This is a genomic window from Hymenobacter sp. 5317J-9 (assembly GCF_022921075.1).
GTDB lineage: Bacteria > Bacteroidota > Bacteroidia > Cytophagales > Hymenobacteraceae > Hymenobacter.
The window spans coordinates 4,396,651-4,408,060 of record NZ_CP095050.1; the positions used below are offsets into that span (position 1 = coordinate 4,396,651).

9 protein-coding genes are annotated in these 11,410 nt (G+C 66.0%); 5 read left to right on the top strand and 4 right to left on the bottom strand.

The features are described 5' to 3' along the window. Window positions 1-9: 9 nt before the first annotated feature. The 3 genes from MUN81_RS18470 (at window position 10) to MUN81_RS18480 (ending at window position 3,476) form a co-directional block, all read left to right on the top strand. Window positions 10-1,077: a hypothetical protein gene (locus MUN81_RS18470; RefSeq protein WP_245113153.1), complete on the top strand. Its 1,068-nt coding sequence runs from the start codon at window positions 10-12 to the stop codon at window positions 1,075-1,077. Between the two features lie 57 nt (window positions 1,078-1,134). After that, the gene (locus MUN81_RS18475; protein ID WP_245113155.1) at window positions 1,135-2,136 is read left to right on the top strand and encodes a tetratricopeptide repeat protein; all 1,002 of its coding nucleotides are present in this window, start codon (window positions 1,135-1,137) and stop codon (window positions 2,134-2,136) included. Window positions 2,137-2,267: 131 nt separating this feature from the next. Continuing rightward, window positions 2,268-3,476: a tetratricopeptide repeat protein gene (locus MUN81_RS18480; RefSeq protein WP_245113157.1), complete on the top strand. Its 1,209-nt coding sequence runs from the start codon at window positions 2,268-2,270 to the stop codon at window positions 3,474-3,476. 9 nt (window positions 3,477-3,485) lie between these two features. On the opposite strand, the gene MUN81_RS18485 is transcribed toward MUN81_RS18480, so the two are convergent. The 4 genes from MUN81_RS18485 to MUN81_RS18500 form a co-directional block, all read right to left on the bottom strand. Beyond that, the gene (locus MUN81_RS18485) at window positions 3,486-5,318 is read right to left on the bottom strand and encodes a polysaccharide deacetylase family protein (protein ID WP_245113160.1); all 1,833 of its coding nucleotides are present in this window, start codon (window positions 5,316-5,318) and stop codon (window positions 3,486-3,488) included. Between the two features lie 157 nt (window positions 5,319-5,475). Further along, the gene (locus tag MUN81_RS18490; protein WP_245113162.1) at window positions 5,476-6,678 is read right to left on the bottom strand and encodes a threonine synthase; all 1,203 of its coding nucleotides are present in this window, start codon (window positions 6,676-6,678) and stop codon (window positions 5,476-5,478) included. A gap of 63 nt (window positions 6,679-6,741) precedes the next feature. After that, the gene (locus MUN81_RS18495; protein WP_245113163.1) at window positions 6,742-7,647 is read right to left on the bottom strand and encodes a LysR family transcriptional regulator; all 906 of its coding nucleotides are present in this window, start codon (window positions 7,645-7,647) and stop codon (window positions 6,742-6,744) included. A 60-nt stretch (window positions 7,648-7,707) separates the two neighbouring features. Beyond that, window positions 7,708-9,165, bottom strand: a complete 1,458-nt coding sequence (locus MUN81_RS18500; protein ID WP_245113165.1) for a L,D-transpeptidase family protein — start codon at window positions 9,163-9,165, stop codon at window positions 7,708-7,710. Window positions 9,166-9,399: 234 nt separating this feature from the next. On the opposite strand from MUN81_RS18500, the gene MUN81_RS18505 reads away from it, so the two are divergent. Next, a complete protein-coding gene (locus tag MUN81_RS18505) occupies window positions 9,400-9,903 on the top strand; it encodes a hypothetical protein (protein ID WP_245113174.1) in 504 nt (167 codons plus the stop codon). An 11-nt stretch (window positions 9,904-9,914) separates the two neighbouring features. Further along, on the top strand, window positions 9,915-11,327 hold the full coding sequence (locus tag MUN81_RS18510) for a M64 family metallopeptidase (RefSeq protein WP_245113175.1): 1,413 nt from the start codon (window positions 9,915-9,917) through the stop codon (window positions 11,325-11,327). Window positions 11,328-11,410: the final 83 nt, after the last annotated feature.

Consider the following 11,410-nt stretch of genomic DNA (forward strand, 5'->3'; position numbering starts at 1 on the left):
GATTTCGACATGAACACCCCGTCCAAAAAACGACTCAGTGCGCGGTTGCCCGGCATGCAGCGCATTTGGCTGCTGCTAAAGCTCAACCGGCCGCGGCTGGCCATGGAGCTGGCCCAAGTGCGCCTGGCCAGCCAACCCACCGACCTTGGTGCCCGGCTAGCCTTGGTCGACGCGCTGCTCTTGGACCGACAGGCTATGCGGGCACTGGACCAAGCTAAAACCGCCGTAGGGCAGGCTCCCGAAAACGCCGACAGCCATTTTGCGCTGGCGCGGGTGCACGGGCAGCTCGGCAACCTGCACACGGCTGCCCAAGGCATGCGCGAAGTGCTGCGGCTCAATCCTTATGAGGCCGATTTTTTCGCGTTTCAGGCTCAGGTGCAATTCCTCATTCAGGCATATGCCAACGCGGTGGCAGCGGCCGAATCCGGGCTTTCGTTGCACCCGCGGCACGGCGAATGCCTGTTGTGGCTGATGCGGGCGGCGGAGCAACAAGGCCATCTGCCCATCGCCGACGCAGCCCGGGAGCGTTTGCTGGCGGTGGCCCCGAACAGTGGCCCCGTACACCGCGCAATAGGCCAGCTTCTGCTGCGTCGGGGCGAGGCCACTCTCGCCGCCACCCACCTCGCCCAGGCCTTGGCCTTGGAGCCCCCGCAAGCCGCCAGCTTGGTGCCCCTGCTCCGGCAGGCGCGGCGGTGGGAAAGCTGGCCGCCGGAGCTACTGCGCCTGGGCGACTATGGACGCGCCCCCTACTTGGCAGGCTGGTCTGCTGTTCCGAGCTTTTTTGTCCGCGTTGTTTGCACGCCGGTGGCGTGGTACTACATGGCCGTGGCCAACGCCAAAACCAAGCAAGACCCCTTGTTTCAACGTGAGCCCAGCCCGCCTGCTCCCGCTATCGGAACCAAGGAGGACCTGGATGTTCTGGCAAGCGCGGCCACAGCCTCGCCAGGTAAATGGCTGGCTTTTGTGGGCTTCATTGGCCTGCTGGGCTGGATTTCGGTAGCATGGAAGCTCCCGCCTGCTGGGGTCGCAATCATCGCCTTTTTTCTGGGCCGCAGCCTGCTGCGACAACACCGCTAACTTTCTGGCTTGCCGCCTGCCCCCTCCGTGCACCCTACTCCGCAACGCCTCCCTTCGTTGGCTAGCATCTGGCAGCTGCTGGAGCTGCACCGGCCCGCCCTGGCCGAGGCCGCGGCCCGGGAGCGCTTGGCCGTTGACCCCACCGACTGGCAAACCCTGCTGGCCCTGACCGAGGCCCTCCGACAGCAGCGGCGCCTGGAAGAAGCCGTGCACACCGCTACGGCGGCCATCCAGGCGGAACCCAACGCCCACGAGGCCCATTTTGCGCTGGCGCAGGTACTGGGCATGCAGGGCCAGCTGCGCCAGGCCGACATCGCCCTCCGACAAGCTCTGCGCCTGAGCCACCGGGAGCCCGGCTACCACGCGTTTCGAGCGCAGCTTTTTTACTTGCAGCGCAGCTACAACGCGGCCATCAGCTGCGCCGAAGATGGCCTGCAGCTGGCGCCCGCACACGCCGACTGCCTGCTGTGGCGTGCCCTGTCCCAGGAGCGCCTCGACCAGCCCGCCGCGGCCGACGATGACTTTCAGCGCCTGCTGCGCGTGGCCCCGGAGAGCGATTTGGTGCACGCCCGCCTGGGCCGGGTGCTGTTCAACCGCTACCAGCCCGCTGCCGCCGACCGCCACCTCACCGAAGCGCTGCGCCAAAACCCCGCCTTGGCGCCTGAGCTGGTGCCCCTGTTGCGCGAAGCCCGCCGCCAGCAGCTGTGGCCCGAGTGGCTGTTGCGTAGCGAGCGCCAAGGGGCCGCGCGCCGCGCCCTGGGCCTCGACCCCGGCCTGGGCATGCTTTTCAACCGCATTCGGGCCACGGGCGCGGTGACCCGGGCATGGTGGCACACTCGGCGCGACCCGTTGTTTCGCCACCGCCTGCCGCCGAACCCGCACAGCCGCTGGCGCTGGCAGCTGAAGGTGTGGGGCGTGGTGCTGGTCATTATCGGCGGCATCATCGGGCTCACTGCGCTCAGCGTGCAGTTGGGTTTGCCGGCCATGACGGGCCTTGTCGTCGGGTCCGGCTTGCTGGCCATTGCGCGCTACCTGCAAGAGCGCCGCGATGAAGACTAATAACCAAAGGGAACCAAGGGCTTGATTGCGGGACGGCCTGCGGCCCCGCTGACCGGGGCAGGCTATATTCGAACCAACTTGCTGACCGGCCCTGGCAATCAGACGCAAAAGCACCCTATCCTTCTATTCGTTTGGAAAACGCTACCGACTACCTCCCGCGTGTGGAGTTGCTGCTGAGCCAGCACCGCCACGCCCACGCCACCCAGGAGCTGCGCCGCCAGCTCGCGCAGGACCCGCACGATGCCATTGCCCACGCCCTGCTGGCCGTGTGCCTGCTGGAGCAGAAGCAGCTAGCCGAAGCGCAGTCCGAAGCCGAGCTGGCCATTCACCTGTCGCCCGAATACGACTTCGCATTCTACGCGCTGGCCTTGATTGAAAACCGCCGGCACCGCCCCAAAGAGGCGCTGGCCGCCATCAACGAAGCCCTGGCGCTAGACCCCAACGACGCCGACTACTACCACCTGCTTGGCCAGCTGCGCCTGCAAAGCGGCCAGTGGCAGGCCGCCCTGCAAGCCGCCCAAACCGGCCTCGGCCTCGACGCCGAGCACGCCGGTCTGCACGGCCTGCAGGCTCGCGCCCTGGCCCGCCAGGGCCGCCCCGACGAAGCCGGCACCGCCGCCCGCTCGGCCCTGAGCTATGCGGCCAGCAGCAGCAGCACCCAAGCCCAGGCCGGCTGGGTGGCCCTCGAAACCAACCGCCCCAAAGAAGCCCTGGAGCACTTCCGCGAAGCCCTACGCCTCGACCCCGAATCAGACTTTGCCCGCGAGGGCCTGGTGGAGGCGCTGAAGGCCCGCTACTGGGTGTACCGCACGTTCATGCGGTTCGTGTACTGGTCGGGCACGCTGAGCGAGGGCGCGCGGCGCGGCTTGTTTCTGGGCGCCTGGGTGGTGGTGCGCTTTGTGCGGGTGCTGCTGCCGGTGTACCTGCTGTTTGTGTTCCTGAGCTGGTTTGCCGACGTTATTTTCGAGAGCCTGCTGCGCGTGAGTGCCTACGGCCGGCTGGCCCTGAGCGAGCGGCAGACGCGGCACTCCAACCAGTTTCTGGGTTTGCTGGCGGTGGCGGCGGGCGCACTGGCCGGGCGGCTGGCGGCGCCAACCGTACCGGGCACCAGCACGCTGGGCATGGTGGCGCTGGGGCTGCTGTTTCCGCTGGCGGGCACCTGGCGGCTGCCGGCGGGCACACTGGCCTGGCAACGCTCGCGCTGGGCGGGCTTCGGGCTGGCCGCGGTGGGCGGGCTAAGCGTGGCGCTGGAAGTACTGGGCCTGGGTGGCGACGGCGTGGCGTTCGGCGCCTTCCTCGTGGGCACCTTGGCCTACACCTGGGTTTTTGCCCTGCGGTAGTAGGCGGGGCTACTTGCCGCGCTTCCAGCGGTAGTACTTGCGGTACCAGGCCGACGTTTTTTTGAACAGACTGCTGGTCGACTCGTTCGGAAACATGTTGATGCGGAACACCTGCATGCGGTCGTCTTCAATGGTCAGGCCGCCGGTGTCGGTGGCTACGCCCAGGGCGAAACCGGCGGCGCGCACCGCTTCTTTCACGGGCTCATTGAGGTCGCCGTAGGGATAGGCAAAGCTCACGATTTTGGTTTGCAGCGCTTCTTCCAAGGCGGCTTTGCTGCGCACTAGTTCCTGGGCGGCTTCGGGCAGTGGCAGCGTGGTGAGGCGCGGGTGCGACATGGTGTGCGCTCCGATTTCCCAGCCGGCCGCTACAAACGCCTGCTTTTGCCCCCGGTCCATGATGTCGGAGCGGGGCTCGGTGGGGTCGGCGGCGAGGTCCCACTGGTTGTGGCGCACGTCGAAATCGCCGAGCAGGTAGAGCACGCCGCGGTAGCCGTACTGCTGCATCAGGGGCAGCAGGTTAGTGTAGTTATCGGTGTAGCCGTCGTCGAAGGTAAGAATGATGGGGCGGGCCGGAAACTCGCTCAGCGGCCGTTCGCCAGCGGCAAATTTCAGGTAGTCGGCGAAGGTGATGGGCGTGAGCTTGCGCGACTTGAAATAGGCCAGATGCCGGGCAAAATTGTCTTTGGTGACGTAAATCTGATGCTTAGTAGCCAGCGGCGCGTCCGGGATTTTGTGGTACATCAGCACCGGGATGAAGGCGGGCACGGCCTTCTGCATGCGGGCGGCCTGGTAGGTTTCCAGCACCCGCGCCGCCACGGTGCGGAGGTCGTAGTGCGCCCGTACCTGCTGCTGCAGGGCAGTTGTCACGGGCTGCGGCGCCTGCAGGCAGCCCCACGCCGCGGCCAGCACCGCCGAAAAATCCACCGCCGAAGGCGCCTGCCGGGCCGAGATGTCGCCAAAATTGGAAGCCGCGGCCGCGCCAAAGGTGGCTTCGGCCACCAGCCCCTCATAGGTGGCTTCGCCCAGGGCCAGCACCGGCCGGCCGGCACCCAGCGCCTCAATGGCCACCCGCCCCGCCCCGATGACCAGCGTGGTACGGGCCAGCCAGCCGGGCACGTCAGAAGTGAAGCCCACGACTTCCACCCGCTCGCCAAACTCCGCCTGCAGCTGCGTCAGAGCTACTTTACCGGCCTCGGGCAAGTGTTCCAGCTCGCCGCCGATGAGGGCCACGCGCAAGCCCGGCAGCTCCCGCAGCAGCACCGGAAACACCTGTTGCAGCAGGTCCGCCGCCCGCTCGCCCTTGCCACCATTGAAGCGCCCGATGAATGCAAGCCTAAGCGGCTCAGCTGATTCTGCTTCGGGCGCAGCCCCAAAGCTCACGCCATTCGGAATTTCAACAATTTTGGCCATCTGCATCTTCACCTCATCGACAAGATGCGTGCGCAGGTTGCCGCAGATGGCGATGACTTTGTCGCCGTAGATATCGAAGAGTGAGGTGGAAGTGTGCAGGTGCTGGCGACCGTGCACGGTGCTCACCAGCGGCACCTTCAGGCCGCGCAGGGCCACGTAGCTCACCCAGCTGGCCGCCCGCGAGTGGGCGTGCACCACCTGAATGTCTTCGGCTTGCACCAGCCGGCGAATGAGCCGGGCGTTGCGCAAGCGCTGCCCGAAGCGGCGGTTGCTGATGGGCGCCATAACCAGCGTAGCCCCCGTGGGAAGCTGCGCCGCATCTGACACCATCCACACGTGGTGCCCCTGCGCGCGGTGCGCCTCGGCCAGCTGCACGGCATAGGCCACCGAACCCGCAAAAAACTCAGCCGACAAAACGTGGAGGATGCGCATGGCGCAAAGGTATTGCCGGGCTTGGGCTGTTGGCCGAAAAGCAAACGTCATGCTGAGCGCAGTCGAAGCATCTCTACCGCGCAACTAAATTCTTGCGTGAGGTAGAGATGCTTCGACTGCGCTCAGCATGACAGTATTTCTTGGTGACTTGGCGAGGCTAGCTTTTTGCGCGGCCGGCCACATTGTCCATGTATTTCTGGCCGTTGCCGGTGTTCAGGAGCAGCACATTCTCGTCGGGGTGCAGCCAGCCGGTGCCGAGCAGCTTGCGGGCGGCCATCCACACGGCCGCGCCTTCGGGGGCCACGAATAGGCCTTCCTGCTGGCCCAGGTCGCGCATGCCGGCCAGCATGTCTTCCTCGCTGATGCTCACCACCGTGCCGTTGGATTCGCGCAGCACGCGCAGCATCATGGCCTCGCCCAGCGGGTGCGGCACGGCCAGGCCGTTGGCCAGCGTGGGGCTGCCGTGGTAGGCGTGGCAGTTGGCCTGCCGGCCGGCGTAGGTTTCGAGCAGGGGGCAGCAGTTTTTGGCCTGCACGGCCACCATGCGCGGCAGGCGGGTTTCGGGGGCCAGCCAGCCCAGGGCTTTCATCTCCTGAAACGCTTTCCAGATGCCGATGAGGCCCGTGCCGCCGCCGGCGGGGTACAGCAGCACGTCGGGCAGCGTCCAGTTGAGCTGCTCCGCAATTTCGTAGCCCATGGTTTTCTTGCCTTCGAGGCGGTAGGGCTCTTTCAGGGTCGAGATGTCGAGCAGGGCGCCGTCGGCGTTGCGCTGCCGCACCCGGGCGCCGCAGTCGCTGATGAGGCCGTCAATCAGCTCCACCTCGGCGCCGTACCAGTAGCATTCCTCCTTGAAGGCCTGGGGCGTGTGGCGGGGCATCACCACCACGGCTTTGAGACCGGCGCGGGCGCAGTAGGCGGCCATGGCCACGCCTGCATTGCCAGCGGTGGGAATGATGCAGCCGTCCACGCCCAGTTCCTTGGCCTTGGAGATGGCCATGCTAAGGCCGCGCGCCTTGAACGAACCGGTGGGATTTTGGCCCTCGTCCTTCAGCAGAAGCGAGGACAATTCGTGGCGCGCGGCCAGGCGCGGCAAGCGCAGCAGCGGAGTAAAGCCTTCGCCCAGGGTCACTTTATTTTCTTCGCTGAGCAGCGGCAGCAAGGCGCCGTAGCGCCACATCGAGGAATCGGCCTGGTCGATGACGTCGCGGCCCAGGGGTTCAAACAGGGCGTAGTCGGCCACCAGGGGCACATTGCAGCAGGCCGACACGCGCTGCAATTCAAACGCCGAGTAGGCAGTGCCGCACGCCGAGCAATGCAGGGCGCTGAGGCGGGAAGGAGATTCGAGGGCCACCATTTTCATGGGGCAAAGTACGGGAGTCCCCCAGCCGCGGTATGCCTTATGGGCATAGGCTTTTGGAATAGGCTATGCCTTCCCAGAATAGTAGCGCTTGGTAAAAAGCAGAAAGTCGCGGTAGGGCGCGTTGTTTTCGGTGCCCTTGCGCTGAATGAAATTGAACTCTCGCTTCAGGGGAAAATTATTGATTTTCACTTCCGAAAACTCGCCCGACGCCAGCTCCTTCAGCACGGCCTGCCGGGGCAAAAACGCCAGGCAGTTGTCGACGCGCACGAAGTTTTTGAGGGCTTCGGTGCCGCCCAGGCGCACGCGCACCGGCAGCGCGGCCAGCTTGATGCGGTGCTGGGCCAGGGCTTCTTCGAGCACGGCCAGCGTGCCGGAGCCGGCCTCGCGCAGGGCCAGCGGCGTGCTGAGCAGGTCGTGCACTTCGAGGGTGCGGTTTTCGAGCGGATTGTTGGCGGCGCACACGGCCACCACGTCGTCGGTGAGCAGGGGCGTGTACGTCACGTGGCTCACCTTGTGAATGCCCTCGATGATGCCGAGCTCGATTTCGTGGTCGAGCAGGGCGCGCAGAATGTTGTCGGAATTGCGGTTTTTGAGGCTGAGCTGGCGGTTGGGGTGCTGGCGCAGGTAGGCCGACACCACCGGCGGCAGCACGTACAGCGAAATGGTGGTGCTGGCCCCGATGAGCAGGTGCATGCTGGGCGCAAAATCGGTGCTGAGCGCGCTCATTTCCTGGTGCAGCTCCTGCTGCAGCTGCTTGGCCTGCAGCAATTTTTGGTAGAGCTTGAGGCCGGCCGGCGTGAGCTGAATGCTGCTGCCCAGGCGCTCAAACAGGCCCGTTTTATAATACTCCTCCAGCGCTTTCACCTGCTTGCTCACCGCCGACTGGCTGATGAACAAGGTCTGGCTGGCCTTGGTGAAGCTGAGGCGCTGGGCCACTTCGAGGAAAACTTCGTGGGGATGGGAGAGCATAAGGTAACGAAGCTAACGGGTGCGGGAGATACGGACCGCGCCCACCCTTTGGACTCGTCCTCAACGCCCGAATAGTTGCCGCCGCAGGGCTTCGTCCTGCTTGTACACGTCGGGGTAGAAGCGCAGCTGGCCCCCTACCACCGCGCAGGTAGCGTAGCGCACGTGCAGCGGCACCGCGCGCTCGGCCGTGACGCGGCGCGGCACGGGCGCCGCCGCCAGCTCGGCCTCGGTGGGCAGGGTGGCGCGCAGGCTGTCGGCGCCGCGCAGCAGGTAGTCTGCCAGCTGCAGCGGGTGCTCCATGCGAATGCAGCCGTGGCCGAGGGCGCGATAGGGGCGCTTGAAATCGTGGGTGTCGTAGGTGGCGTGCAGGTACACTTGGTAGGGGTTCGCAAAGCGGAAAATGACCGAGCCCAGCGCATTGCCCGGCCCCGAGCGCTGCCGGACAGTGTAGCGAAACCGCTTCTTGTCCACATCCCACCAGTCCACGGCCGTGGCGTCCACGGGCTGGCCCTGGGCATCGTAAATGGCAAAGCGGTGCCGGGCGGCGTAGCGCGGGTTGTGGCGCAGGCGGGGCAGTAGCTCCTCGGTGGCAATGCTGTAGGGCACGCGCCACTCGGGCGCCAGCGTGAACACCCGCAGCCGGCTGCTAAACGTGGGCGTGGGGCTCTCGGGCTTGCCGATGACGAGGCGCTGGGTTTGCAGCACGCTGTCGCGGTGCACCACTTCCAAGGCGTAGGCGGGCAGGTTGACCAGCACGTAGTTGGTATCCGGAATGGCCTGCCAGCGCCAGCGCTCCAGCGTGAGGGCCAACTGCCAGGCGCGCTTTAGCCGGGCTGAGTCGCGGCCCCCGGGCTGCCGCCGCCAGCGCGCCAGCGCCTGCTGCAGCTGCTGGTACTCGCGCTGCTGCGGCTGGCAGCGCAGCAGAGCGGGCACAAAATCGGGCGCGGCCAAGGCTTGAGAAAGCCAGACCGCCGGCACAAACGTTGAATCGACGGCTTCCAGTGGCGACGGGGTGAGTTCGCGCAGCTGGCCCCGGCGCAGGTGCCGCGTGAACCGCAGCAGGCCGTCGGTGAGCAGCACTTCCAGGCGGGCCTGCAGCACCGCACGGCGGGCTGGGGGCACGGGCGGCCGCAGCGCCTGAACCAGGGCCTGCACCGCGGGGCCGTGGTAGTTGGCCGGCTGCAGGCCATAGTCTTCGGCGCTGAGCAGCAGGCCGCTGGCCGCCCGCCCCCGGGCGCTAAGCCGGAAGCTGTCGCACCAGGCCGGGGCGCAGGCCCGCCGCTGGTAGAAGGTGCGCGTAGCGGGCAGGTCGTAGTACTGCAAGGGGCGGTGGCCGGGCGCGTCTACGGTGTCGAGCAACAAGGCCCGAATGCGGCCGGCCAACGAGTCGGGCGCCGCGCGGCTACTGCTGCTTCCGGCCGGCGGCGGGGCGCTCGCAACGGGCGCGGCCGGCCGGGCTGGGCCGGTGGTTACCAACGTCAGCAACGAGGCCAACAGCAGGTAACCTAGTCGTCGCATAAGCACTCGGAGTACGGAGGTTTTTCACCATAGAAACCCTGCAGATGAAAGCGAAAGCCGGTGTGTTTATATTCAATTTAGGCAATATTTGTGACAGAATCAATACCGGAACGGCAGGCGGGGCGCACCGACCAGCTTGAACGTGCCAGAAGCACCATCTTCCCGAAACGATATCCGCCTGAGCGGAATCACAAATAAGTCAACTCTCTATCATTTAAAGGCTATATTTACACCATGCGCCTTTCGTTCTGCATTGTTGGTTGCGGCCTGCTGCTGGCGGGCATGATGGGGTGCGCGAGACGGCCGGCAGCCGCCTATCAACCGGCGGCGAAGGCTGCGTCGGAACCGGCCCCGGCCCCGCAGCTGCTGTTTCTGAGCTGCCGGCTCACGGCGGCCCCGGCCGGTACGCAGGTGCAGGTGCTGCAGGCCCAGGCCGTGCCCGGCGAGCTGAAAGCGCCGGAACCCGACGCCGATGCTCCCAACTACGTGCGCGTGTCGCAGCTCAACGGCCAGGGCCAGCCGCTGGCGCAGGTGCGGGTGGCGCACCCCTTGCGGCGCAGCGTGGAACACGTGGCCGACGACCAGCGCACCTTTCAGCGCAGCGAAGTGGTGGTGCCCACGGCCGAGCTGTTTGTACGCCTGGCCCTGCGGCCCGCTGCCACCGCCATTCGCCTCGAAGAAGTGGTGGATGGCAAAACCAATTTGCTCACCGAAATTCCTGTTCCGCACAAATCCTAAGCGCCTGCCCCATGAAGAAACTTGCTACCCTTTGCTTCCTGCTACTGCTTGGTATCGGGATGGCCGCGCCGCTGGCCGCCCAGACATTCCCGGTAGACACCCTGGTCAAAACCGGCTCGCTGACCAGGCGCATCAACCTGGTTTTTGTGCCCGATGGCTACCAGGCCAGCGAGATGCCGCTGTTTCTGAGCCGCGTGAACCAGGTGCTGACCAGCTTCTTCGGGCAAACGCCGTTTCAGGAATACCAGCCGTATTTCAATGCGTTTGCCATCAAGGTGCCCTCGGCCCAGAGCGGCACCACGCACCCGCGCACAGCGCCCGACTGCGCCAGCACGCCCTCCTTTGCGGCGAGTACCTACTTCAACTCCACGTTTGACTACGGCGGCATTCACCGCCTGCTGGTGCCGCAGTCCAACGCCGCCATTGCCGGGGTGCTGGCCACCAATTTCCCGCGCTACGACCAGGTGTTTGTGCTGGTGAACCACGCCGAATACGGCGGTTCGGGCGGCACCTGGGCCACGGCTTCGGCCAACGCCAGCGCCACCGAAATCATGGTGCACGAAATCGGCCACTCGTTCGCGGGCCTGTCGGACGAGTACTGGGCCGGGCCGCAGTACGCCCGCGAGTCGGCCAACATGACCCAAACCACCTCCCCCACCACCGTGCGCTGGTCCCCGTGGATGAACACCAACGGCATCGGCATCATTTCGCACGCCACCGACCCCAGCTGGAAGAAGCCCCACGCTGGCTGCAAAATGCAGTACCTAGGCCCGGCTTATCCGTTTTGCGCGGTGTGTCGCGAGGCCTTTGTGGAGAAAATCCACACCCTAGTGTCGCCGCTGCAGGCTTACACGCCCACGGCGCTCAGCATCAACGCGCCCACCCAGAACCTCAACTTTGCGCTGAGCCTGCTGGCACCCGCTCCTAATACCCTCAAAGTGACCTGGACGCTGGACGGCGCGGCCATCGGAGTCCGCAACGCGCCCACGGCCACCGTAGCACTCTCTCAGCTGCCCGTGGGCAGCCACGTGGTGCGCGCCACCGTCACCGATACCACTGCCCTGACCCGCCGCAGCACCCACGCCGCCCAGCACACCTACACCGTGAACTGGACCATCAACCGCACCACCACGGCCGTGCGCATGGCCTCGGCCACGGCCGAATACGAGGTAGAAACCTACCCCAACCCGGTGGGCGACCTGCTCAACCTGAACTACACCCTGCCGCGCACCGCACCCGTGGTGCTCACCCTGCACGACGCCGCCGGCCGCACCGTGAAAACGCTGCGCTACAACCGCCAGGCCGCCGGCCGCTACCAGTACCAGCTGCGCCCCGAGGACCTGGGCGTGCGCGCTGCCGGCACCTACACCCTGCTGATAAACGTGGACGGCGTGCTGATTTCGCGGCAGCTCACAAAAGAATAATAAGCGGGCGACGTTGAGGGCGTAATTATTCCGGCCGTTCTGCTACCTTCCGGCCGGATTTACCCCCCTTTCCTCCCCCACCC

Bases quoted from the DNA above. Each gene is read 5' to 3' on its own strand.
- MUN81_RS18470 (WP_245113153.1), top strand. From the start codon at position 10: ATGAACACCCCGTCCAAAAAACGACTCAGTGCGCGGTTGCCCGGCATG.
- MUN81_RS18485 (WP_245113160.1), bottom strand. From the start codon at position 5,318: ATGCGCATCCTCCACGTTTTGTCGGCTGAGTTTTTTGCGGGTTCGGTG.
- MUN81_RS18490 (WP_245113162.1), bottom strand. From the start codon at position 6,678: ATGAAAATGGTGGCCCTCGAATCTCCTTCCCGCCTCAGCGCCCTGCAT.
- MUN81_RS18495 (WP_245113163.1), bottom strand. From the start codon at position 7,647: ATGCTCTCCCATCCCCACGAAGTTTTCCTCGAAGTGGCCCAGCGCCTC.
- MUN81_RS18500 (WP_245113165.1), bottom strand. From the start codon at position 9,165: ATGCGACGACTAGGTTACCTGCTGTTGGCCTCGTTGCTGACGTTGGTA.
- MUN81_RS18505 (WP_245113174.1), top strand. From the start codon at position 9,400: ATGCGCCTTTCGTTCTGCATTGTTGGTTGCGGCCTGCTGCTGGCGGGC.
- MUN81_RS18510 (WP_245113175.1), top strand. From the start codon at position 9,915: ATGAAGAAACTTGCTACCCTTTGCTTCCTGCTACTGCTTGGTATCGGG.